Source organism: Streptomyces sp. NPDC001406 (assembly GCF_042895285.1).
In the GTDB taxonomy this organism is placed as follows: Bacteria; Actinomycetota; Actinomycetes; order Streptomycetales; family Streptomycetaceae; genus Streptomyces.
Map to the genome: position 1 here is coordinate 101290 of NZ_JBIAWG010000002.1, position 23492 is coordinate 124781.

At 70.6% G+C, this 23492-nt stretch carries 21 protein-coding genes; 12 read left to right on the forward strand and 9 right to left on the reverse strand.

All coding sequences use genetic code 11. The features are described from left to right. Positions 1-128 precede the first annotated feature (128 nt). The 5 genes from ACFY1J_RS04535 (at position 129) to ACFY1J_RS04555 (ending at position 4684) form a co-directional block, all read left to right on the forward strand. Complete coding sequence (locus ACFY1J_RS04535; RefSeq protein WP_390707521.1) at positions 129-653, forward strand: DUF1453 domain-containing protein; 525 nt, start codon at positions 129-131, stop codon at positions 651-653. Then, positions 650-1801: a sensor histidine kinase gene (locus ACFY1J_RS04540; protein WP_390707520.1), complete on the forward strand. Its 1152-nt coding sequence runs from the start codon at positions 650-652 to the stop codon at positions 1799-1801. Before ACFY1J_RS04535 ends, ACFY1J_RS04540 begins: the two co-directional genes overlap by 4 nt. Then, positions 1798-2478 carry a response regulator gene (locus tag ACFY1J_RS04545; RefSeq protein ID WP_390707519.1) on the forward strand — a complete coding sequence of 227 codons (681 nt, stop codon included), beginning with the start codon at positions 1798-1800 and terminating at the stop codon, positions 2476-2478. Before ACFY1J_RS04540 ends, ACFY1J_RS04545 begins: the two co-directional genes overlap by 4 nt. Positions 2479-2546: 68 nt before the next feature. Continuing rightward, the gene (locus tag ACFY1J_RS04550; protein ID WP_390707518.1) at positions 2547-3095 is read left to right on the forward strand and encodes a DUF485 domain-containing protein; all 549 of its coding nucleotides are present in this window, start codon (positions 2547-2549) and stop codon (positions 3093-3095) included. After that, positions 3092-4684 (forward strand): cation acetate symporter, encoded by a 1593-nt coding sequence (locus ACFY1J_RS04555; protein ID WP_390707517.1) that lies wholly within the window; start codon positions 3092-3094, stop codon positions 4682-4684. Before ACFY1J_RS04550 ends, ACFY1J_RS04555 begins: the two co-directional genes overlap by 4 nt. Before the next feature lie 64 nt (positions 4685-4748). Here ACFY1J_RS04555 and ACFY1J_RS04560 read toward each other — a convergent pair whose 3' ends face one another. Then, complete coding sequence (locus ACFY1J_RS04560) at positions 4749-5441, reverse strand: response regulator (RefSeq protein ID WP_390707516.1); 693 nt, start codon at positions 5439-5441, stop codon at positions 4749-4751. A gap of 159 nt (positions 5442-5600) precedes the next feature. Between ACFY1J_RS04560 and ACFY1J_RS04565 the strand changes: the two genes are divergently transcribed. The 3 genes from ACFY1J_RS04565 to ACFY1J_RS04575 all read left to right on the forward strand — a co-directional run bounded on the left by ACFY1J_RS04565 (position 5601) and on the right by ACFY1J_RS04575 (position 8481). Further along, positions 5601-6416 (forward strand): ABC transporter ATP-binding protein, encoded by an 816-nt coding sequence (locus tag ACFY1J_RS04565; RefSeq protein ID WP_363299415.1) that lies wholly within the window; start codon positions 5601-5603, stop codon positions 6414-6416. Continuing rightward, positions 6406-7269: an ABC transporter permease gene (locus tag ACFY1J_RS04570; RefSeq protein WP_390707515.1), complete on the forward strand. Its 864-nt coding sequence runs from the start codon at positions 6406-6408 to the stop codon at positions 7267-7269. Before ACFY1J_RS04565 ends, ACFY1J_RS04570 begins: the two co-directional genes overlap by 11 nt. A gap of 150 nt (positions 7270-7419) precedes the next feature. After that, positions 7420-8481: an ABC transporter substrate-binding protein gene (locus tag ACFY1J_RS04575; RefSeq protein ID WP_390707514.1), complete on the forward strand. Its 1062-nt coding sequence runs from the start codon at positions 7420-7422 to the stop codon at positions 8479-8481. 27 nt (positions 8482-8508) lie between these two features. Here ACFY1J_RS04575 and ACFY1J_RS04580 read toward each other — a convergent pair whose 3' ends face one another. From ACFY1J_RS04580 to ACFY1J_RS04595, 4 genes are all read right to left on the reverse strand, one after another. After that, positions 8509-9189 (reverse strand): response regulator, encoded by a 681-nt coding sequence (locus ACFY1J_RS04580; protein ID WP_390707513.1) that lies wholly within the window; start codon positions 9187-9189, stop codon positions 8509-8511. Beyond that, on the reverse strand, positions 9189-10853 hold the full coding sequence (locus ACFY1J_RS04585) for an ATP-binding protein (RefSeq protein WP_390707512.1): 1665 nt from the start codon (positions 10851-10853) through the stop codon (positions 9189-9191). Before ACFY1J_RS04585 ends, ACFY1J_RS04580 begins: the two co-directional genes overlap by 1 nt. 134 nt (positions 10854-10987) lie before the next feature. Then, entirely contained in the window at positions 10988-11929 is a 942-nt protein-coding gene (locus ACFY1J_RS04590) for a sucrase ferredoxin (RefSeq protein WP_390707511.1), read from the reverse strand. Positions 11930-11983: 54 nt separating this feature from the next. Continuing rightward, a complete protein-coding gene (locus tag ACFY1J_RS04595) occupies positions 11984-13243 on the reverse strand; it encodes a citrate synthase (RefSeq protein WP_390730577.1) in 1260 nt (419 codons plus the stop codon). Positions 13244-13342: 99 nt separating this feature from the next. On the opposite strand from ACFY1J_RS04595, the gene ACFY1J_RS04600 reads away from it, so the two are divergent. Then, on the forward strand, positions 13343-14509 hold the full coding sequence (locus ACFY1J_RS04600; RefSeq protein ID WP_390730578.1) for a citrate synthase: 1167 nt from the start codon (positions 13343-13345) through the stop codon (positions 14507-14509). Between the two features lie 12 nt (positions 14510-14521). Here ACFY1J_RS04600 and ACFY1J_RS04605 read toward each other — a convergent pair whose 3' ends face one another. The 3 genes from ACFY1J_RS04605 to ACFY1J_RS04615 all read right to left on the reverse strand — a co-directional run bounded on the left by ACFY1J_RS04605 (position 14522) and on the right by ACFY1J_RS04615 (position 16516). Continuing rightward, positions 14522-15217: a DUF6082 family protein gene (locus ACFY1J_RS04605; RefSeq protein ID WP_390730579.1), complete on the reverse strand. Its 696-nt coding sequence runs from the start codon at positions 15215-15217 to the stop codon at positions 14522-14524. Between the two features lie 122 nt (positions 15218-15339). Continuing rightward, a complete protein-coding gene (locus ACFY1J_RS04610) occupies positions 15340-15576 on the reverse strand; it encodes a hypothetical protein (protein WP_390707507.1) in 237 nt (78 codons plus the stop codon). 250 nt (positions 15577-15826) lie between these two features. Then, positions 15827-16516: a DUF6082 family protein gene (locus ACFY1J_RS04615; protein ID WP_390730580.1), complete on the reverse strand. Its 690-nt coding sequence runs from the start codon at positions 16514-16516 to the stop codon at positions 15827-15829. Between the two features lie 139 nt (positions 16517-16655). On the opposite strand from ACFY1J_RS04615, the gene ACFY1J_RS04620 reads away from it, so the two are divergent. Continuing rightward, positions 16656-17711 (forward strand): CobW family GTP-binding protein, encoded by a 1056-nt coding sequence (locus ACFY1J_RS04620; protein ID WP_390730581.1) that lies wholly within the window; start codon positions 16656-16658, stop codon positions 17709-17711. Between the two features lie 42 nt (positions 17712-17753). On the opposite strand, the gene ACFY1J_RS04625 is transcribed toward ACFY1J_RS04620, so the two are convergent. Continuing rightward, positions 17754-20213, reverse strand: a complete 2460-nt coding sequence (locus ACFY1J_RS04625; protein ID WP_390730582.1) for a DNA topoisomerase (ATP-hydrolyzing) subunit A — start codon at positions 20211-20213, stop codon at positions 17754-17756. Between the two features lie 341 nt (positions 20214-20554). Here ACFY1J_RS04625 and ACFY1J_RS04630 point away from each other — a divergent pair, with 341 nt between their 5' ends. Both ACFY1J_RS04630 and ACFY1J_RS04635 read left to right on the forward strand, forming a co-directional pair. Beyond that, positions 20555-21970: a M16 family metallopeptidase gene (locus tag ACFY1J_RS04630; protein WP_390707503.1), complete on the forward strand. Its 1416-nt coding sequence runs from the start codon at positions 20555-20557 to the stop codon at positions 21968-21970. Further along, entirely contained in the window at positions 21967-23355 is a 1389-nt protein-coding gene (locus ACFY1J_RS04635) for a M16 family metallopeptidase (RefSeq protein WP_390730583.1), read from the forward strand. The genes ACFY1J_RS04630 and ACFY1J_RS04635 overlap by 4 nt, the downstream gene beginning before the upstream one ends. Positions 23356-23492: the final 137 nt, after the last annotated feature.

Consider the following 23492-nt stretch of genomic DNA (forward strand, 5'->3'; position numbering starts at 1 on the left):
AGGCCCGCCCGCGGGGATCCACCCACGATCCACCCTCGCTCCGATCTGCTGACCTGTGAATTTCCGTAGCGTCGAAGGCGTCGGCAGGACTCGCTGCCGGCATCCCCTTCCCGCTCACGGAGGCTCTGATGTCCGGGCTCGTCAACGTGTTGGTGATCGCGGCCGTTGTCGCGCTGGTGGTGGTACGGCAGTTCCGCGCCCGTCCGATCGAGACCGACCGGCGCTGGTGGGCCGTGCCCGTGATCCTCGCGGTCCTCGCGCTGCGCGAGCCCGGCATACTCGACGCCCACCACCGCACCGGGTCCGCTCTGCTGCTCGCCGCCGAGGTGCTCATAGGCCTGGCCACCGGCGTCGGCTGGGCCTGGACCACCCGTGTGTGGGAGGAGCCGGACGGCGTCGTCTGGACCAAGAGCACCAAGGCGAGCGTGCTCGTCTGGGCCGTGGGCATCGGTGTGCGCGTCGGACTCTTCGCGCTCGGCGCCCTGGTTGGCGTGCACCAGGACAGCTCCGCCCTGATGGTCGCCCTCGCGGGCACTCTGCTGGTCCGCTCCGGGATCCTGGCCTGGCGTGCGCAGTTGCTGAGGACACCCGCCGCACAGGGCGCGGCGTACGGTGACAGCGTGGCCGGACCGGCGTGGAAGGAGCGTGTATGACGGAGAACGCCTGGACGCGCTGGCCGTCCCGCGAGGCGCTCGGCCGCGCGGGTATCTCCCGGCCCCGGCTGATGCTCGCCTGGGCCGTGAGGGTCCTGGTGCTCGCCATACTCCTCTGGGAGGCCTTCAGCGCACGTCACGTCCATGCCCTGGGCGCGGTCGCCGCCGCCGTGGGCGTCGTGGTGACCGCAGTCGTCTCCTGGGGTTTCTTCCGCACGACCTACGCGCACCGGCTCGTGCCCTCCCTGGCCCTCATCGGCGTGCTGCTGGGCATCGCGGTAGCCGCACAGGCCACGGGCTTCAAGGGGCCTGCCCTCGTGATCTGGTGCGGGTGCGGCATCTCCGCCCTGGAGCGACTGCCCCTCGGCGCCGCTCTGCCGGTGACCTCCGTGGCCCTCGCCTCGTACTCGGCCTTCAACAACGACGTCTGGCTGACCACCGCCGCCACCGTCGCGGGCATGGCCCTCGCCGGCTATGTCCTACGCCTCGACGCCGAAGCGCGCGGCAACGCCCAGCGTCTGCTCGCGCAGGAGCGTGCCGCCCGGGTGGCCGAGGCGGAGTCGGCGGCGCTGGCGGAGCGGGCCAGGATCGCGCGGGAGATCCACGACGTGCTCGCGCACAGCCTTTCGGCGCAGCTCGTGCACCTGGAGGCGGCCCGCCTGCTGATCGAGCGGGGCGCCGACCGGGAGCAGATCCTGGAACGGGTGGTGGCGGCACGGGGGATGGCCCGGGACGGTCTCGCCGAGACCCGGCAGGCACTCTCCGCGCTGCGCGGTGAACTGACCCCGCTGGAGGACTTCCTCGGCGAGCTCGTCAGCGCGGCCGACGGCGCCGAGGTCACCGTCACGGGTGAGCGCAGACCGCTGCCCGCGGAGGCGTCGCAGGCCGTGCGCAGGGTCGCCCAGGAGGCGCTGACGAACGTGCGCAAGCATGCCCACGGCGCCAAGGTCCGGGTGTGGCTGGACTACAGCGACCATGAAGTGACCCTGGACGTGCGGGACTCGGGCGGTGCGGCGGGCGAACTCACCGGGTCGGGCGCCGGGTACGGTCTGCTGGGCATGCGGGAGCGTGCCGAGCTGCTGGGCGGTTCGCTGGAGGCCCGGCCGGACGAGGAGGGGTTCGCGGTGACGTTGAAGGTGCCCGTATGACGGAGGAGGCAGGCAAGAGGCCCGCGCGGGTGGTCGTGGCGGACGACCAGACCGTGGTCCGGGAGGGCATCGTGATGCTGCTCGGGCTGCTGCCGGGCGTCGAGGTCGTCGGGGCCGCGGGCGACGGCGAGGAGGCGGTGAAGCTGGTGGCCGAACTCGCCCCGGACGTCGTCCTGATGGACCTGCGGATGCCTCGCTGCGACGGTGTCGAGGCGACCCGGCGCATCCGGGCGCAGTACCCCGGGACCCAGGTCGTGGTGCTCACCACGTATGCGGACGACGAGTCGATGTTCCCCGCGCTGAGAGCGGGGGCTCGCGGTTACCTGACCAAGGACGCGGGCGGCGACGAGATCGTGCGGGCCGTGGAGAGCGTGCTGTCCGGAGACGCCGGGCTGTCGCCGAGTGTCCAACGGCGGCTCCTGGAGCGGCTGTCGGAACCCGAGCCGAGACCGGAGCGCGCCGAGGCGCCCGACGGGCTGACGGCGCGGGAGACCGAGGTCCTGGTGCTGATCGCCGAGGGCCTCACCAACCAGGAGATCGCCCGCAGGCTGCACGTCTCCACGGCGACCGTGAAGACCCACATCAACAACCTCTTCGCCAAGACGGGGCTCAAGGACCGTGCCCAGGCGGTGCGTTACGCGTACGGAAAGGGACTGGTGCGTCCACCAGCCGGTTGAGTCACCTGATGGGGTGAGAGCCGGGGGAAGAAGAGTCAGGGATCTTCCCGATCTGTCCATCCTTGGGCATGCAGTCAAGCAACGGCCGTCCCTGCGAAGGCGGAGGCGGCCCCGAGAGTCCGGCCGGGAACCACGAAGACCATGGCCCGGCTGCCCACAGCGTGGGATATGAAGACCCCTGGTACGACGCGCTGGCCTCCGGCTGGGGCGAGTTGGACGGCACGGGCGTGCCCACTCCGGTGGTGCCGGCCGCGCACGAAGGGCAGGAGCGGGTGGCCTTTCGGGCGCGCGACGTGTACCTGGAGGTGCAGCGCAGCGCGGCTTTCCAGGAAGTGCGCAGCCGGTACCGCAGGTTCGTGGTGCCCGGGGTCGCGGTCTTCTTCTCCTGGTACGTGGGGTACGTGGTCACGGCGACGACGGCGCCCGGGTTCATGGCCAGGCCCGTGGTGGGCGCGGTGAACGTGGCGATACTCGCGGGACTCGGGCAGTTCGCCACCACCTTCCTCCTCACCTGGGCCTACACCCGGCATGCGCGGTTGCACAGGGACCGGGCGGCGCTCGATCTGCGCTGGGACACGCAGGAGTTGGCGCGTGGTGTGCAGGGTGGTGCGTCATGACGGGCCATCACCAGACACTGGCGCTGCTGCTGTTCAGCGGATTTGTGGCGATCACGTTGGCGATCACCACCTGGGTGAGCCGTAACCGGCGCGGTTCCGCGGAGGAGTTCTATGCCGGCGGGCGGCTCTTCTCGCCTATGGAGAATGGTTTTGCCATTGCAGGCGACTACATGTCGGCCGCCTCGTTCCTCGGAGTCACCGGTCTCATCGCCCTGTTCGGTTATGACGGGCTGCTGTACGTGGTGGGCTTCCTGGTGGCCTGGCTGGTGGTGTTGTTCCTGGTTGCCGAACTGGTCCGCAACTGCGGGCGGTTCACGCTGGCGGACGTGGTGGCCGCGCGGATGAGCGAGCGTCCGGTGCGGATCGCGGTGGGAACGTCCTCGGTCACCGTGTCCGTTCTCTATTTGGTGGCGCAAATGGTGGGGGCGGGCAGCCTGGTCGCGCTGCTGCTCGGGCGCAGCGGTGAGGCGGCGCAGGCGTGGACCGTCATCGGGGTCGGCGCGCTCATGGTGATCTATGTGTCGTTGGGAGGGATGCGGGCCACGACGTGGATTCAGATCGTGAAGGCGGTTCTGCTGCTCGGCGGGACGATCGCGCTGACCGTGCTGGTCCTGCTGCGGTTCCACGGCGACGTCGACCGACTGCTGCTCACGGCCGCCGAGCGCAGCGGTCACGGGGACGCGTTCCTGGCGCCCGGCCTCAAGTACGGCGGGGACTGGACCGCACGGTTCGACTTCATCAGCCTGGGCCTCGCGCTGGTGCTGGGCACGGCCGGACTGCCGCACATCCTGTCCCGGTTCTACACCGTGCCGACCGCGCGGGCCGCACGCCGTTCGGTGGTGTGGGCGATCGGGCTGATCGGCGGGTTCTACCTGATGACGATCGTGCTCGGGTTCGGGGCGGCGGCGATCGTCGGGCCCAAGGCCGTGAGCGGCTCGAACGCGGCCGGGAACACGGCGGTTCCGCTGCTGGCGCTCAACCTGGGCGGCGGCGCCGACTCCACCGGAGGAACGGTGCTTTTCGCGGTCGTCGCGGCCGTCGCCTTCGCCACGATCCTCGCGGTGGTCGCCGGGATCACCCTTGCCTCCTCCGCGTCGGTGGCCCACGACCTGTATGCCTCCCTGCGGCGCGGGGGTGGTCAGCCGCGCAGCGAGGTGGCCGTGGCCCGGGTCGCGGCGGTCGGCATCGGTGTGGTCGCGATCGGGCTGGGCCTGCTGGCCCGCGACCTCAACGTGGCCTTCCTGGTGGGCCTGGCCTTCGCCGTGGCCGCGTCGGCGAATCTGCCGGTGCTGCTCTACTCGCTGTTCTGGCGCGGCTTCACCACACGCGGCGCGGTATGGGCCGTATACGGAGGGCTTGTTCCGGCCCTGGGGTTCGTCCTGCTGTCGCCGGTGGTGTCCGGCAGCCCGGATTCGCTGTTCCCGGCCGTCGACTTCCAGTACTTCCCGTTGCAGAACCCCGGCATCGTCTCCATCCCGCTGGGCTTCCTCGCGGGCTGGCTGGGGACGGTCACCTCGGCCGAGGTCCCGGACGAGGCCAAACACGCGGAGACCGAGGTGCGGTCGCTGACCGGAGCGGGGGCCGTGTAGTGCGGCGCGCGTGCCAGGGCGGTGAGCCGCTACGGAGCCGTCCGTGCGCCAGGGCGTCGACGCGTCACGGTGCCACCCATGCGTACCGGTGCTCGGGGCGTCCCGTGTCGCCGTACTTCAGGGACAGGCGGAGCCGGCCCGCCTGCTCCAGGTGGCGGAGGTAGCGCTGGGCGGTGGAGCGGCTCAGGCCGGTCTCGGCGGCGACCTCGTGGGCGGACAGCGGGTGGGCGGCGCGGTGCAGGACGCCGCAGATGAGGTCCGTGGTGGGCTCGGACTGACCGCTGGGCAGGCCGGGCGCGTTCGGCGCGGGCGTGGTCCGCAGCGCGCCGAAGATGCGGTCGACCTGCTCCTGTCCGGTCAGTCCCCGGCCGCCGACCCGGTCGACGGTGCGGCGCAGCGCGGCGTAGGAGTCGAGGCGGGTGCGCAGGGCGGCGAAGGTGAACGGCTTGACCAGATAGTGCAGGGCTCCCAGCCGCATCGCCTTCTGCACGGTCGTCACATCGCTGGCCGCCGTGATCATGATGACGTCGGTGCCGTGGCCCTGTTCCCGCATCAGATGGACGAGTTCGAGGCCGGTCCGGTCCGGCAGGTAGTGGTCGAGCAGCACCAGGTCGATGCCCCCGCGTTCCACGGTGGCCAGGGCCTGGGCAGCGCTGTGCGCGCGGGCGGCCACCCGGAAGCCGGGAACCTTTCCCACGTACTTGGCGTTTATCTCGGCGACACGGAAGTCGTCGTCCACGACCAGGACGTCAATCATCAGGCCTCTCCTTCAAGGCCGGCGAGCGTTAAGCCCGTGTTTCGTGCTCCGCAGTTGTAGCGCGAGCAAAATGAGCACAACAGGCTCTTGCGAGCAAAAGAACGGCTTGCGCTCAGAAGACTGCTGCTGTGGCCGGGGCCACACCTACCGTCCCGGGCCATGAGCGCAGACACCAGCCCCGCCATCCAGTTGCGGGGCGCCAGCAAGATCTTCAGGACCCCTTCGGGGGGTCTGCACACGGCCGTCCGGGACCTGGACCTCACTGTCGGACGCGGTGAGTTCGTGGCTGTGGTCGGCCCGACCGGTTGCGGTAAGTCGACCACGTTGACCCTGGTCAGCGGGCTGGAGGAGCCCACCGAGGGCGATGTGCTGGTGGCTGGGCGGCCGGTCTCCGGCGTCGGTGACAAGGTCGGCTTCGTCTTCCAGCAGGACGCCACCTTCCCCTGGCGCACGGTCCTGTCCAACGTCATGGCCGGCCCCCGCTTCCGGGGCGTGCCGAAGGCGGAGGCCAAGGAGAAGGCCCGCGAGTGGCTGGCCCGCGTCGGGCTCGCCGCCTTCGAGGACCGCTATCCGCACCAGCTCTCCGGCGGACAGCGCAAGCGCGTCGCTCTCGCCGCCACCTTCGTCAACGACCCCGAGATCCTGCTGATGGACGAGCCGTTCTCCGCGCTCGACGTACAGACCCGGGCACTGATGTCGGACGAGCTCCTGGAGCTGTGGGAGGGCACGGGCGCCTCGGTCGTCTTCGTCACCCACGACCTGGAGGAGTCCATCGCGCTGGCCGACAAGGTCGTCGTGATGACCGCGGGACCCGCGACCGTGAAGCAGGTCTTCGACATCGACCTGCCCCGGCCGCGCAAGGTCGAGTCGGTGCGTCTGGAGCCCCGGTTCATCGAGATCTACCGCGAGATCTGGGAGTCCCTCGGCGAAGAGGTCCGCATCACCCGCGAAAGGGGTGCCGCCAATGTCGCCTGAGGTCATCACCACGCCCGTCGTCGACACCGTCAGGACACCGGACCGTGCGCAGTCACGGGCGCAGGCCGCCCGCAGACGCAAGATCGTCGTCACCGGCGCTCGCGTGCTGGTCCTGGTCGCCGTGCTCGGCCTGTGGGAGGCCCTGTCCCGGGCCAGCGTCATCGATCCGTTCAACTTCTCGATGCCGTCGAAGATCTGGGACCAGATCTACACCTGGATCATGCACGGGACCGCGCAGGGCTCCCTCGGCGAGCAGATCTGGTACACGCTCCACGAGGCGCTGCTCGGCTGGATCATCGGTGTCGCCGCCGGTGTGGTCTTCGGTATCGCGCTCGGACGGATCGCCTTCCTGGCCGATGTCCTTGGTCCATACATCAAGGTGCTCAACTCCATCCCCAGGATCGTCCTCGCCCCGATCTTCGTGATCTGGTTCGGCCTGGGTCCGGCCTCCAAGATCGCGTCGGCCGTGGTGCTGGTGTTCTTCCCGGTGTTCTTCAACGCCTTCCAGGGCGCCCGCGAGGTCGACCGCAACCTGGTCGCCAACGCCCGGATCCTCGGTGCGAGCGATCGCAGGGTGACCCTTCAGGTGGTCATCCCGTCGGCCACCTCCTGGATCTTCACCAGCCTCCATGTCAGCTTCGGCTTCGCCCTCATCGGCGCCATCGTCGGCGAGTACATCGGCGCCACCAAGGGCATCGGCCTGCTCGTCGCCCAGTCGCAGGGCACCTTCAACGCGGCCGGCGTCTACGCCGCGATGGTGATCCTCGCGGTCGTCGCACTCTTCGCCGAGGGCCTGCTGACCTTCGCCGAACGCCGCATCTTCCGGTGGAAGCCGGCCGGCTCGGACAACTGATCCGAGCCGCACGGCGAACCCGCTTCATCCGGCGAACCCCCTTCGCCCGGCGGACCGGCCTCGCCCGGCGACCGGCCCCGCCCAGCTGAACGCCCCCCACAGACCTTCCTTTCATCCCCGCACCGCCCTCTCACAAGGACGTGAACCGCCATGCGCAAGTCCGCCAGATACGCGTCGCTCGCCGCCGTCGGCCTGCTCGCTCTCTCCTCGCTCACCGCGTGCGCCAATGACGCGGCCAGCACCGCCTCCGCCGGCTCCGGGAGCAAGGGCGACGGCAAGGGCACCAAGGTCAAGATCATGGTCGGTGGCCTGGACAAGGTCATCTACCTGCCGGCGATGCTCACCCAGCGGCTCGGCTACTTCGACGCCGAGGGCCTCGACGTGGAGATGCTCAGCGAGCCCGCCGGTGTCCAGGCGGAGACCGCGCTCGTCTCCGGCCAGGTCCAGGGCGCCGTCGGCTTCTACGACCACACCCTCGACCTCCAGGTGAAGGGCAAGGCCGTGGAGTCCGTCGTGCAGTTCTCGCACGCCCCCGGCGAGGTGGAGGTCGTCTCCACCAAGAAGGCGAAGGACATCACCTCGGCCAAGGACTTCAAGGGGAAGAAGCTCGGCGTCACCGGTCTCGGTGCCTCGACCGACTTCCTCACCAAGTACCTCGCGGTCAAGAACGGCGTGAAGACCAGTGAGTTCACCCCGGTCGCCGTGGGTGCGGGCCCGACGTTCATCTCCGCGCTGCAGCAGGGCTCGATCGACGCCGGCATGACGACCGACCCGACCGTCGCCACGATCCTGGACAAGAAGGCGGGCAAGATCCTCATCGACATGCGGACCCCCGAGGGCTCGCAGGAGGCGCTGGGCGGCCCGTACCCGTCGTCAAGTCTGTACATGCAGACGGACTGGGTGAACAGCCACAAGGACACCGTCCAGAAGCTGGCCAATGCATTCGTCAAGACGCTCAAGTGGATGTCCACCCACAGCGCGGACGAGATCGCGGCCAAGATGCCCGCCGACTACTCCCAGGGCAACAAGACGCTCTACTCGGAGGCCATCAAGAGCACCCTTCCGATGTTCACCGACGACGGTGTGATGCCCACGAACGGCCCCGAGACCGTCGAGAAGGTCCTCAAGGCGTTCAACCCCACCATCAAGAACGCCACGGTGGACCTGAGCAAGACGTACACGACCGAATTCGTCGAGAAGGCCGCGAAGTAGGCCGGCCGACGGACGCAACGGCCGCGGTCAGACGCGGGTCGCCCACACGTAACGGTGTTCGGGGCGGCCCGCGTCGCCGTACTTGAGGGTCAGCCGGGCCCGTCCCGTGCGCTCCAGGAGCTTCAGATAGCGCTGGGCGGTCTGCCGGCTCACCCCGGTCCGCTCGGCGATCTCCTGGGCCGACAGCGGGCTTTCGGCGTTCATCAGGGACTGCCGTACCAGCCCGGCGGTGGTGGGGGAGTGGCCCTTGGGCAGCCCCGGCTCCGACGGCGCGGACAGTGCGCCGAAGATACGGTCCACCTCCGCCTGTTCGGCCTCGCCCCCGCCGTCCAGGGTGCGGCGCAGCCGCGCGTACGCCTCCAGCTTGGCCCGCAGGCCCGCGAAGGCGAACGGCTTGATCAGATACTGCAGGGCGCCGTGCCGCATCGCCGCCTGCACGGTCGACACGTCCCGGGCCGCCGTGACCATGATGACGTCGGTCTGGTGGCCGCGCCGGCGCATCTCCCTGACGACCGCGAGGCCCGTCTCGTCCGGCAGGTAGTGGTCCAGGAGGACCAGGTCGAGCCGTGGCAGCTCCTCCATCCGGCGCAGCGCCTCGGCCGCGTTGTGCGCCTCGCCGGCCACATGGAAGCCCGGCACCTTCTCGACGTAGGCGGCGTTGACCCGGGCGACCCGGGTGTCGTCGTCCACGACCAGGACCTCGATCATCACGCCTCCTCGTCGGCGGACGCCACGGGTGCGGTGAGCGCCGGTGCCAGGCCCGGCTCGGTCAGGGCCTCCGGCAGTACGACCGTGAACTCGGCGCCCCCGCCGTCCGCCTCGCTGACCGTCGCGCTCCCGCCCTGCCGCTCGGCGAGCCGACGCACCAGGGAGAGCCCTATGCCGCGCTTGCCGTGCGCGGGCGGCTTCTTGGTGGACCACCCCTCGGTGAAGACCACTTCCCGCTGCTCCGCCGGTATGCCGGGACCCGTGTCGCACACCCGCAGGACGGCGGTACGCCCCTCGGTGCGCAACTCCACCTCCACGCGCGCGTGCGGAGTGCCCGCGACGGCGTCGAGCGCGTTGTCCACCAGATTGCCCACGACGGTGACCAGGCCCCTGGGGTCGATCAGCCGGTCCGGGAGCCGGGTGCGGTCCGAGACCCACAGGGCGACCCCGCGCTCGGCCGCGACGGTCGCCTTGCCGACCAGGAGGGCGGCGAGCAGCGGGTCCTGGATCTTCTCGGTGACCTGTTCCGCGGTGACCCGGTGGGCGCCGACCACCTCTCCGACGAACTCCACGGCGTCGTCGTACATCTCCAGTTCCAGCAGGCCCAGCAGGGTGTGCATACGGTTGGCGTGCTCGTGGTCCTGGGCGCGCAGGGCGTCGATGAGGCCCCGTGTGGAGTCGAGTTCGCGGCCGAGTTGCTCCAGCTCGGTGCGGTCGCGCAGGGTGGCCACGGCGCCGCCGTCGTCGGTGGGCATGCGGTTGGCGACCAGGACCCGCTGGCCCCGTACGGTGAGCAGGTCGGTGCCGGTCACCCGGCCGGCCAGGACGTCCGTCGTACGGCCCGCGCCCAGCGCCTCGTCCGGCGTCCGGCCGACGGCCTCGTCACCGATGCCCAGCAGCCGCCGCGCCTCGTCGTTGAGCAGACGTATGCGGCCGGTGCGGTCGAGGGCGACGACGCCCTCCCGGATGCCGTGCAGCATCGCCTCGCGCTCCGCGAGCAGCGCCGAGATGTCCGAGAAGGCCAGGTCCCGGGTCTGCCGCTGGACCCGGCGGGAGATCAGCCAGGCGGCCAGCGCGCCGACCGCGAGCGCGCCGCCCGCGTAGGCGAGCAGCCCCGGGATCGCGCTGATCAGCCGGGCCCGCACGCTGTCGTACGCGATGCCCACCGAGACCGCCCCGACGATCCGGTGGTCGGCGTCGTACAGCGGCACCTTGCCGCGGGCGGAGCGGCCCAGGGTGCCGGTGTCGATCTCCATGACCTGATTGCCGGCGAGGGCCTCCTCGGGGTTGGTCGAGACCTTCAGGCCGATCTGCCGCGGGTTCGTGTGCGACCAGCGGATGCCCCGCAGGTCCATCACCACGATGTACTCGGCGTGGGTGGCGCGCCGGATGCGCTCCGCCTCCCGCTGCACCGGGCCGTCGGCGGTCGGCGGCGTGTTCTGCAGGTCCGTCGCGACCTGCGGCTCCTGCGCGGTGGTCTGCGCGATCGCCAGCGCACGGCGCATGGCCTCGTTGTCGAGCTGCTTGCTCAGCGGCGCGAGGAACAGCCCGGTCGCGAGCACCGCGACTCCCGCGGCGATCGCCACCTGCATCAGCAGCACCTGGGAGAACACCCGCCGCGGCAGACCGAGGCGCAGACGGCGTGCGGGGGGAGTGGGGCGCATACCCACGACGGTACGTGGCCGGGCGCACCCTGCCGTAGGGGGTGTGGCGTGGATCTCCTGACCCGGACCTTGTGAGAGCCGGGAGAACCGGGTGGGCCCCGCTCGGGGCCGTCGGCTCGCCGGGGCTGCCGTCGTCAGCTCGCCAGGGCCGTCGTGGTCAGCTCGTGCACCGCCACCACGTCCATCCGGGCCGGGGTACCGAGCACCGCTGCCCCACAGCTCTCCGGCCGGGGCGGCAGCGAGGCGCCCTGGGCCACGGTGACGCGCCACCGGCGGCCGTCGACATGGGCCACGGTGACCTCCCAGCGCGGCGCCCCGCCCTCTGTCCCTACGACGCTCAGCGTGCCCGCCGTGTACTCGTCGGCGGCCGTGCGCACGGCCAGTTCGGCAGCCTGGCCGGGCCGTTCCCAGGCCGAGCACCCGCGGCAGCCCTCGATGACGACACGGCCCTCCCGCACGCCGTGCAGCACCTCCTTGACGGCGTGTGCCTCGGCCCGGCCGTAGGCGTAGCCGTACGGCAGCACGAGCACGGTCGGCGAGAAGCGATGACCACCCAGATGGGTGACCTCCCAGGTGCCCCGCACACCGGACGCGGCGAGCTCGGCCGCGAGGGGGCGGCCCAGAAGGGCGCAGCAGCGGTCGCGTTTGCCGTTGGTGCAGACGAGCGCCAGCGGGCCGTCCGGGTGCGCCCGGGCGCGCAGTGCCACGTCGAACGAACGGTGGTCACCCGCGCCGAGGGCGGCGAAGTCGAGGGCGCGCAGCTGTTGCGGGTCGCAGGTCGTGGCGCTGCGCAGCCAGGTGTTCCCGGGAACGGTGTGGGCGGCGTAGACCTGCCGCATGGCGGGCCTGCCGAGGTCGGCGTGGCGTCCGGGACGCCGGATCAGCGCGATCCGTACGCCGGTTCCCTCGGCGGCCGCCTCCAGGGCGCGCCCCAGTGCGGGGTCCAGGTGGCTCGAAGCGAGCGCTTTGGCACCCCAGGGACCGGGCTGTTCCAGCAGCAGCCATGTCGTCGCAGTGGCCGCGGTACCGGAGACGGGCTCTTCGAGGCTCCGGGAGACGGTCGCACACCTACTCACAGAGGTGAGCCTAACCTGACTTTCCTCGGAGTGACTTCCAGCCGGGCTGGTGTCCTACTCAGGCAGAGGTTGAGGCGGTCTCGGTCCCACGTAGTGTCCGCTGGGCCGCATGCGCAACGGACGTTCCCCGTACTCCTCCAGGGCATGGGCGATCCAGCCGGCCGTCCGGGCCACGGCGAAGATCGTCTCGCCCGCCGTGGCGGGCATGCCCGAGGACACGGTGAGCACGGCGAGGGCCAGGTCGACATTCGCGTGCAGCGGGGTGTGGCGGGCGGTGGTGGCGACGACGTCGCGGGCCGCGAGCAGGGCGGGTTCCGCGCGCGGGACCCGCTCCAGGAGGGCGAACAGGGCACGCGCGCGTGGGTCCTCGCCCGCGTAGAGCCGGTGGCCGAGTCCGGGGATGCGGCGGCCGGCGCGGAGTTCGTCCGCGATCACCGGGACCGCGGTGCCGCGTTCGAGCACGTCCTGCAGTATCCGGTGGGCGAGTCCGCTGGCCGCGCCGTGCAACGGGCCCTCGATCACGCCGAGTCCGGCCGAGACGGCCGCGTACGCGTGGGCGCGGGCCGAGGCGGCGACCCGCACCGCGAGCGTCGAGGCAGCCAGGTCGTGGTCGACGAGCAGGGCGAGTGCCGTGTCCAGGGCGCGCAGTGACGCCTCGTCGGCCTCGTGCCCGGTCAGCCGGCCCCACAGGCGGTGGGCCAGCGGACCGTCGTCGTGGTGGTGGGCGTACGGGTGGGGCGGCAGGGCGGCGACCAGTGTGGGGATCAGGACGCGCGCGGTGCCGAGCACGGCCTGCTCGGACAGGTCGAAGCGCAGCGGGTCCTCCGCCGCCGCGGCGATCGCCGCGACCCGCAGCCGGTCGGTGGGCGCCGTGTGTTCGGGCAGGGCGTCCACGGCGCGGCGGACGACGGCGACCACGGCCTCCGGCGCGGTGAAGGTGACGCCGGGGCGCATCCGCCCGGTCCACAGCCACTCGGCAACCTCCTCGTAGGAGTGGTCGGCGGCGAGCCGGGTGGCGTCCACGCCCCGGAAGAAGTACCGGTCCTTGTCGATCAGTGTGATGCGGGTGCGTACGGACAGTTCAACGCCGGAGCCCGAACGCACGCTGCTCTCCCGCCTGTTGCGCCGGGCGAGGGCCTCCACCTCCTTGGCGTCGAAGGTGCTGCCGCGGTGGCCGGGCTCGCGCCTGCTGCTGAGCTGACCGCGACTCACATACGCGTACACGGTCTCCGGCTTCACGCCGAGCGCTTCGGCGGTCTCCTTGGTGCTCAGCCTCCGCCCGGGGCGGCCGGAAGCCGGTTCTTGATCGCGCATGGGGGTCACCGTAGCCGCCTCCTGACATATTGACTGAATCAATATTGACAGGGAAATAGTCAAGCATTGACAGTGGAATCAAGTCCAGGGAGGAAAATGATGTCCATCAACAGGGCCGCGGCCACCCTCGTCGACGTCCCGCGCGGACTTGCGGGCGTCGTCGTCACCGACACCGAGATCGGCGACGTCCGGGGGCTGGAGGGCTTCTACCACTACCGCCAGTACTCGGCCGTCGAACTCGCGCGGACCCGCTGCTTCGAGGACGTCTGGCATCTCCTGGTCCATGGCGAACTGCCGGACGCCGAGCGGCGCACCGCCTTCTCCGCCCGGACCGCCGCGCTGCGGAGCCTGCCGGACGAGGTCCGGGCCGCCCTGCCCGCCGTCGCCGCCGCGAGCCGCACGTCCGGCCCGCTGGCCGGCCTGCGCACGGCACTGTCGTTGCTGGGTGCGGCGAAGGGATTCCGGCCGGTGTACGACGTCGACGCGGACCGGCGTCGCGCGGACACCCTCGCCGCCTGCGCGGCCGTACCGACCCTGCTCACCTCGCTGTACCGGCTCGGGCAGGGGCTCGACCCCGTGGAGCCGCGCGAAGACCTCTCGTACGCGGCCAACTACCTCTACATGCTCACGGGCGTGGAACCGGATCCCCGGCGGGCCCGGGCGATCGAGCAGTACCTGATCTCAACCATTGATCACGGCTTCAACGCGTCAACCTTCACGGCTCGGGTCATCGCGTCGACGGGCGCGGATGCGGCGGCGTGTCTCGTGGGAGCGGTCGGCGCGCTGTCCGGGCCGCTGCACGGGGGTGCGCCCAGCCGCGCGCTGGACACCCTGGACGCGATAGGGACCCCGGACCGGATCGACTCCTGGATCAGGGGGCGCGTTCTCGCCGGTGACCGCATCATGGGCTTCGGGCACGCCGTCTACCGCACGGAGGACCCCCGTTCGCGGATGCTCCGGGACATCGCCCGGGACTTCGGCGGCCCGCGCGTCGACTTCGCCGTCGAGGTCGAGCGCCGTGTCGAGGCGATCCTCGCCGAGCTGAAGCCCGGACGCGAACTCCACACGAACGTCGAGTTCTACGCGGGCGTGGTCATGGAACTGTGCGGCCTGCCACGTGAGATGTTCACCCCCACGTTCGCCGCGGCCCGCGTGGTGGGCTGGAGCGCCAACATCCTGGAGCAGGCCCAGGACTCGAAGATCATCCGCCCGGCGGCCCGGTATGTGGGCCCGGAGCCGCCGGTGGCGGTGCCCACGGCGGGGTGACGCGAGCGGCGGTCAGTCCGGTGGTGAACCTCCGGTCTGCGTTTCGCTGACGGCCCGGTCGAAGAGCCGGAAGAAGCGTCCTTCGACGCTGTCCGGCGGCAGAGCGGCCTTTGCCTCACGGGAGAGCAGCCAGTAGCGACGGAACGAGGGGCTCTGCACCAGCCTTCGTGCGTGGGCGAGTACCTCGTCCTCGGTAGTGCTTCCCCATTCGTACACCAGCATGTAATGGCCGTAGGTGAGGTTCGCGAAGAGCAGTTGCCGTACGTCCGCGGGAGGCTGGCCGGGCCAGTCGTTCCAGACCTCGGCCAACGCCGGATCCGCCATCTGCATCTGTGTGAGCTGGAGATGGAGAGCTCGCAGATCCGCGGCGGCGCTCCTGCGGAGTTCGTCGCGTGAGGCGATCAGTTCCTCTCGCTGCAGGGCGAGTTCCCTGCGCTGCAAGTGCAGCTCACGTTGCTGGAAGAGCAGCGTGACGACCAGGAGGAGCAGGGCGACGCCCGAGAAGACGGCGCTGACGGCGCCGAAGTACTCGCCGAGGACGCTGCGTTGGGCGGCCTTTCGCAGGCCGCCGTTCGCTCGCTCGACGCCGTCTATCAGCCAGCCGCTGACGGCAACGGAGGCCAGGCACACCAAGACGATCGCGATGACCGCCGCGACCAGCCAAGTCCCGTACCTGGCAACCGAGTTCCAGCCTGCCCCACGCGTCAAACGTCCCCCTCGGGTCGACCACGATGGTTCCCCGCGCAGTGCCGCGGAAACCGGGTCGAGCATGCGAGGGCGGTGACGAAAGGGCGGTGACGAAAGAGCTGGTGGTGCTGTGCTCGGCGTTGTCAGGCGTCGGGGATGTCGCTTTTGGCCCGTACCAAGGTCTCGCGTGTGATGACGACGATGCGCTCATAGTCGGCACGTGCGGCGTCCGGAGGGAGCTCGGGGTCGAGTTCCGCGGTGGCTTCGCGCCCAATGACGGCGAAATCGCCGTTACTGAGTTCAAAGATGTCGGGGCATGACTGACCGGTACTGCTGCCACGCTCGCGAGGCGAGGCCCCGACACGTCGCACGATCTTCACAGGGAGATACCCGCCTTGTGGCTCAGAGTAAGTAGGACTCCTCCGAGCGTGGCGGTCTCCGGGCAGGTGTGTGCGTCGGAGCGGTCTGTCTCCGAGCGCAGGGGTGTTCGTCGGAGTGCCCGGAGAGGGCAAGCGACAAGATAGCGACTTTGGTGCTCGCGGGGGCCGAGTTGCGGCAAGGCAGTCGAGTGAAGCTCGATCGCTGCCTCTTGACGGACCCCGGGAAGGGGTGAAGCAGGTGCCGGCGCGATCAGGACGGGTCATTGGGGGGTTCGCCCACAACCCACCACTCGTCCGTGTCGGAATCGGCCAGTTCCTGGATGAGATCGTCCATCATCCGGCCCAGAAGGAACTCCTCCGACGTTTCGGGCAGGCTCTGCCTGTGGTGGAGCGTCGCCTCCCAGTATTCGCGGAACACTCTGTTCTGGCACATGATCCGCAGGTGTCCGTAGAGCTCCGCCTTGGACAGGGCTTCGATCCGGTGGAAGTACAGGGCGTTGATGTAGAGCGCGTTCGCGAAGAGGAACTGGCGCTGCTTCTCCAGCGGAATGTCGGTCTCGTAGGTGTCGAGCACCGCGGCCAGGGCGGGATCGTCCATGGCCTTGCACATCAGGTCGAAGTGGAGCCGATGTTGTTGAGTGAGAGCGGCCCTTCTGCGGTGACGTGCCCTCCGCGTGCCGATGGAGTCGGTGACGGCTGCAAGCTTTGCTTTGGCAGCCGAAACGATCCTCCCTATCCCTGAACTCTGTGTGGTCATGTCAACCCCCGAATCAGGCGGCCGTCCGCCGGTCGTCGGGGTGCGGGTCGACTGGAGGGGACCGGCGAGCGGTGGGCGGCGCTTGCCGTCTCCCAGAGTGTGCCGAGCGGCTCTGATCGGCGGGGAGGCGGAGAGGAGGCGCACGGAAGGAAGCGAGGGTCGCACGCTCCGGCGCCTGCCCATCGTCTGCCCCGCAAGAGGTGCTAACAATCGTTCACTTCGCGGTGTTTCTTCCCGCTCGTATCCTGAGTCGGCATTCCCATCGTCGTTCGTGCGCCGGGCCGAGAGCCGGTGCACGCGTCCGCGTGAGAGAGGTCACAGAGTGGGGCACAGCCGAGGTCCGCAGCAGATCCCGGTCGTCGTACTGGCCGGATTCCTGGGCTCGGGGAAGACCACGCTGCTCAATCATCTCCTGCACCGCAGCGGAGGCAGCCGCATCGGGGCGATCGTCAACGACTTCGGGGCCATCGAGATCGACGCGATGGCCGTGGCCGGCGCACTCGGCGACTCCACGGTCTCCCTGGGCAACGGATGCCTGTGCTGCGCCGTCGACGCGAGCGAACTGGATCTGTATCTGGAGCGGCTCGCGAACCCGTCGGCCGGCATCGACGTCATCGTCGTCGAGGCCAGCGGACTCGCCGAACCCCAGGAACTCGTGCGGATGGTGCTCGCCAGCGAGCATCCCGGGATCGTCTACGGCGGACTCGTCGAGGTCGTCGACGCCGCCGAGTTCGACACCACCCGGGAGCAACACCCCGAGATCGACCGGCACCTCGCCCTCGCCGACCTGGTCGTGGTCAACAAGCTCGACCGGGCGGCTGACGCCGAGCGCGTCCTCGGCCTCGTCGGCTCGCTCACCGACCGTGCCGCCGTCGTCCCCGCCACCTATGGGCGCATCGACCCGGAGTTCCTCTTCGACTGCAGGCCGAGCGAGGAGCGCGTCGGGCAGCTGTCCTTCGACGACCTCCACGACCACGACAGCGACGACGGGCACGCCGGGCATCTGCACACGGCGTACGACAGCCTGTCCTTCGTCTGCGAGGTCCCCCTGGACCCCCGTCGGCTGATGGAGTTCCTCGACAGCCGCTCCGAGGGGCTCTACCGCATCAAGGGGTACGTCGACTTCGGGCCCCACGACGCCCTGAACCGCTACGCCGTCCACGCGGTGGGGCGGTTTCTGCGCTTCTACCCGCAGCCCTGGACGCCCGGCGAGGCACGCCTCACCCAGCTCGTCCTGATCGGCTCCGGCATCGACACCGCCACCCTCGCCAAGGAACTGGAGGCGTGCGGGAACGACGCCCCACACGCCGACGAGCATGGCATGTGGGGCGTCCTGCGCTACGTACGGGACCCCGAAGAAGAGGCCCCGCCGGTCTAGCCGACAGACCGGACCGGCGGGCTGGACGACCGGACCGGCCGGTTAGAAGACCGGACCCGCCACCACCGACACGGTCTTCGCCAGCGACGTGCCCGAGCCGTCCCGGCGCGGATCGATCTCCGGGAGCTCGACCGGGGTGCCGTTCTTCTGGGCCGCCCGTGCCGGGACCGCGCCCGCCCAGGCCAGGGAGAGACAGTCCTCGCCCTTCAGGAACCGCTGGCAGCGCACGCCGCCGGTGGCACGGCCCTTGCGCGGGTACTGGTCGAACGGGGTCAGCTTGGCGGTCGTCTGGACCGAGTCGTCCAGCGTGCCGCGCGAGCCCGCGACGGTGAAGACCACCGCGTCCACCGCCGGGTCGACCGCCGTGAAGGAGATCACCTTCACGCCCTCGGCGAGCTTGATGCCCGCCATGCCGCCCGCCGGCCGGCCCTGGGGACGGACCTGGGACGCCTGGTAGCGCAGCAGCTGCGCGTCGTCCGTGATGAACACCAGGTCCTCCTCGCCGGTGCGCAGCTCCACCGCGCCGACGATCCGGTCGCCCTCCTTGAGCGTGATGACCTCCAACTCGTCCTTGTTGGACGGGTAGTCGGGCACCACACGCTTGACGACGCCCTGTGCCGTGCCGAGCGCGAGGCCCGGGGACGACTCGTCGAGCGTGGTCAGACAGACCACCGTCTCGTCGTCCTCCAGGGAGACGAACTCCGCGAGGGGCGCCCCTCCGGAGAGGTTCGGCGCCGCCACCGTCTCCGGCAGCTGCGGGAGATCGACCACGTTCAGCCGCAGCAGGCGGCCCGCCGACGTCACCACGCCCACCTCGCCGCGCGCCGTGGCCGGCACCGCCGAGACGATCACGTCGTGCTTGGCGCGTCTGGCATCGGCGTCCTGCGCGAAGGGCTCGCCGTTCACGGTGCGGGCCAGCAGGCCCGTCGACGACAGAAGCACCCGGCACGGGTCGTCCGCCACCTGCAGCGGCACCGCCGCCGCCGGGGCGCCCGAGGACTCCAGCAGGACCGTACGGCGCTCGGTGCCGAACTTCTTGGCCACCTGGGCCAGTTCGGCGGAGACCAGCTTGCGCAGCTCGGCGTCCGACTCCAGGATCCGGGTCAGCTCGGCGATCTCCGCGTTCAGCCGGTCCTTCTCCGCCTCCAGCTCGATGCGGTCGTACTTGGTGAGGCGGCGCAGCGGCGTGTCGAGGATGTACTGGGTCTGGATCTCCGACAGCGAGAAGCGCTCCATCAGACGCTCCTTCGCCTGCGCGCTGTTCTCGCTGGAGCGGATCAGACGGATGACCTCGTCGATGTCGACGAGGGCGGTGAGCAGGCCCTCCACCAGGTGCAGCCGGTTGCGGCGCTTGCCGCGGCGGTACTCCGAGCGGCGGCGCACGACGTCGAAGCGGTGGTCGAGATAGACCTCGAGGAGCTCCTTGAGGCCCAGCGTGAGCGGCTGGCCGTCCACCAGGGCCACGTTGTTGATGCCGAAGGACTCCTCCATCGGCGTCAGCTTGTAGAGCTGCTCCAGGACCGCCTCCGGCACGAAGCCGTTCTTGATCTCGATGACCAGACGCAGGCCGTGCGCGCGGTCCGTCAGGTCCTTGACGTCCGCGATGCCCTGCAGCTTCTTCGCGTTGACCAGGTCCTTGATCTTGGTGATGACCTTCTCCGGGCCGACCGTGAAGGGCAGCTCGGTGACGACGAGGCCCATACGGCGCGCCGTCACGCTCTCCACCGTCACCGTGGCGCGGATCTTGAACGTGCCGCGGCCCGTCTCGTACGCGTCCCGGACCCCGGAGAGGCCGACGATCCGGCCGCCCGTGGGCAGGTCGGGCCCGGGGACGTACTTCATCAGCGTGTCCAGGTCCGCGTTCGGGTGGCGGATCAGATGCCGGGCGGCCGCGACGACCTCGGCGAGGTTGTGCGGCGGCATGTTCGTGGCCATGCCGACCGCGATGCCCGAAGCGCCGTTCACCAGCAGGTTCGGGAAGGCGGCGGGCAGGGCGACCGGTTCCTGCTCCTGGCCGTCGTAGTTGGGGGCGAAGTCGACCGTGTCCTCGTCGATGGACTCGGTCATCAGGCTCGTGGCCTCGGCCATCCGGCACTCGGTGTACCGCATGGCGGCCGGCGGGTCGTCGTTGCCCAGCGAGCCGAAGTTGCCGTGCCCGTCGACCAGCGGGACGCGCATGGAGAACGGCTGGGCCATGCGCACCAGGGCGTCGTAGATCGACGCGTCGCCGTGCGGGTGGAGCTTGCCCATCACGTCGCCGACGACACGCGCGCACTTCACATAGCCGCGGTCGGGGCGCAGGCCCATCTCGTTCATCTGGTAGACGATCCGGCGGTGCACCGGCTTGAGGCCGTCACGGGCGTCCGGCAGGGCACGCGAGTAGATGACCGAATACGCGTATTCGAGGTAGGAGCCCTGCATCTCGTCCACGACGTCGATGTCGAGGATCTTCTCCTCGTACGAGTCGTCGGGCGGCGGGGTCTTCGTGCTGCGGCGGGCCATCGCTGCCGGCTCCTCTTTTCTGGTCGCTCGCCTACGGGTGGCTCACGTCGGTGTCGACGCACCCCTTCGGCTCACTCTTTCTGAAGCGTGAACGGGTCTGATCGGACCATTGTGGACCGCGGTACTGACAAGCCGGGCCAGGACCCGGTGCAGGCGGCCCTTCCCGGTGGCGCGCGGCGCCGGAGGAGCCGCCCCGCGGCACGACTCCGGCAGGCTACGCGATCCGCTGTGGGCGTACGTCCGGCGGGAACTTCACCGAGGCTCCGGCCGCTTGCATACAGTGGCAGGACCGGCAGGAACACAGCGGTTGCACGACCGCTTCCGCGATCGAAGGGACGTACATGCCCATGGGTCACACGACCAAGGCCGAGGCAGGCTCCGGGGGCCTGGCAGCGACCGAGCACCGCCTGGCCAACGGTCTGCGCGTGGTGCTCTCCGAGGACCACCTGACCCCGGTCGCGGCGGTGTGCCTCTGGTACGACGTCGGCTCCCGCCACGAAGTCAAGGGCCGTACCGGCCTGGCTCACCTTTTCGAGCATCTGATGTTCCAGGGCTCCGCGCAGGTGAAGGGCAACGGTCACTTCGAGCTGGTGCAGGGCGCCGGCGGCTCGCTCAACGGCACCACCAGCTTCGAGCGCACCAACTACTTCGAGACCATGCCCGCCCACCAGCTGGAGCTCGCCCTCTGGCTGGAGGCCGACCGCATGGGCTCGCTGCTGGCCGCCCTCGACGACGAGTCCATGGAGAACCAGCGGGACGTCGTCAAGAACGAGCGCCGGCAGCGCTACGACAACGTTCCGTACGGCACCGCCTTCGAGAAGCTGACCGCCCTCGCCTACCCGGAGGGCCACCCGTACCACCACACGCCGATCGGCTCGATGGCCGACCTGGACGCGGCCACGCTGGAGGACGCGCGCCGGTTCTTCCGGACGTACTACGCGCCCAACAACGCCGTGCTCTCCGTGGTCGGCGACATCGACCCGCAGCAGACCCTGGCCTGGATCGAGAAGTACTTCGGCTCGGTCCCCTCCCACGACGGCAAGCCCGAGCCCCGCGACGGCTCGCTGCCGGAGGTCATCGGCGAGCAGCTGCGCGAGGTCGTCGTGGAGGAGGTCCCGGCCCGCGCGCTGATGGCCGCCTACCGGCTCCCGCAGGACGGCACGCGCGCGTCCGACGCCGCCGACCTGGCGCTCACCGTCCTGGGCGGCGGCGAGTCCTCCCGCCTGTACAACCGGCTCGTGCGCCGCGACCGTACGGCCGTCGCGGCCGGGTTCGGCCTGCTGCGGCTGGCCGGGGCGCCCTCCCTGGGCTGGCTGGACGTGAAGACCTCCGGCGACGTCGAGGTGCCGGTCATCGAGACCGCAATCGACGAGGAACTCGCCCGCTTCGCTCAGGAGGGCCCCACCCCCGAGGAAATGGAGCGCGCCCAGGCCCAGTTGGAGCGCGAGTGGCTGGACCGGCTCGGCACGGTCGCCGGCCGCGCCGACGAACTGTGCCGGTTCGCGGTCCTGTTCGGCGACCCGCAGCTCGCCCTGACCGCCGTCCAGCGCGTCCTGGAGGTGACGCCGGAGGAGGTCCAGGAGGTGGCCAAGGCCCGTCTGCGCCCGGACAACCGCGCGGTGCTCGTCTACGAGCCGCTCTCCGCCGAGTCCGCGGAGCACACCCAGGACGAGGACTTCCCCGAGGACCCGGAGTCGGAAGCCACCGTGGAGGCGTCCACCGCCGACCAGAACGAGGACGAGGAGGCGGCCAAGTGACCGAGCTCGCCGCGATGGAGTTCCACCCCCAGCCCCGTGCGGGCGAGGCGAAGCCGTGGGCCTTCCCGGCCCCCGAGCGCGGCACGCTGGAGAACGGCCTGACCGTTCTGCGCTGCCACCGCCCCGGCCAGCAGGTCGTCGCCGTCGAGGTGCTCCTGGACGCGCCGCTGGACGCCGAGCCGGCCGGTTTCGACGGTGTCGCCACGATCATGGCGCGGGCCTTCTCCGAAGGCACCGACAAACACTCCGCCGAGGAGTTCGCCGCCGAGCTGGAGCGCTGCGGCGCGACCCTGGACGCGCACGCCGACCATCCGGGCGTCCGGCTGAGCCTGGAGGTCCCCGCCTCCCGCCTCGGCAAGGCCCTCGGCCTGCTCGCCGACGCCCTCAGGGCACCCGCGTTCGACGAGAGCGAGGTGGACCGGCTGGTGCGCAACCGTCTCGACGAGATCCCGCACGAGCTGGCGAACCCCTCCCGTCGTGCCGCCAAGGAGCTCTCGAAGGAGCTGTTCCCGGCGACCGCGCGCATGTCGCGCCCGCGCCAGGGCACCGAGGAGACGGTCGAGAAGATCGACGCGGCGGCCGTCCGCGGCTTCTACGACCGGCACGTGCGGCCCGCCACGGCCACCGCCGTGGTCGTCGGCGACCTCACCGGCATCGACCTGGACGCGCTGCTCGGCGAGACCCTGGGCGAGTGGAACGGCTCCTCGGCGCAGCCGCGGCCCGTGCCGCCGGTGACCGCCGACGACACCGGCCGGGTCGTCATCGTGGACCGCCCCGGAGCCGTCCAGACGCAGTTGCTCATCGGCCGGGTCGGCGCGGACCGGCACGACCGCGTGTGGGCCGCCCAGGTGCTCGGCACGTACTGCCTCGGCGGCACCCTCACCTCCCGCCTGGACCGCGTCCTGCGCGAGGAGAAGGGCTACACCTACGGTGTGCGCTCGTTCGGGCAGGTCCTCAGGTCCGCCCCGGACGGCACGGGCGCCTCGCTGCTCGCCATCAGCGGCTCCGTGGACACGCCGAACACCGGTCCCGCGCTGCAGGACCTGTGGGCGGTGCTGCGCAAGCTCGCCGGGGAGGGCCTCACCGACGCCGAGCGCGACGTCGCCGTGCAGAACCTCGTGGGGGTCGCGCCGCTGAAGTACGAGACAGCGGCGGCCGTGGCGAGCACGCTGGCCGACCAGGTCGAGCAGTTTCTGCCGGACGACTACCAGGCGACGCTGTACCGGCAGCTCGCCGCCACCGGCACCGTGGAGGCCACCGCCGCGGTGGTCAACGCCTTCCCGGTGGACCGTCTGGTGACGGTCCTGGTGGGTGACGCCGCCCAGATCAAGGAGCCGGTCGAGGCTCTCGGCATCGGCGAAGTCACCGTCGTCCCGGCCGAGTAGAGGCACGCGCGCGTGGGTCCTGTCGGCCGACGGGCCGTCAGGACCCACGAACGTTTCTCCAAGATGTCCGAATTGGGGCGGAGGTTGCCTGTCTGCCCTGTGGGATGCGCTACAAAATCCGGCTTCGGTTTGGGGAT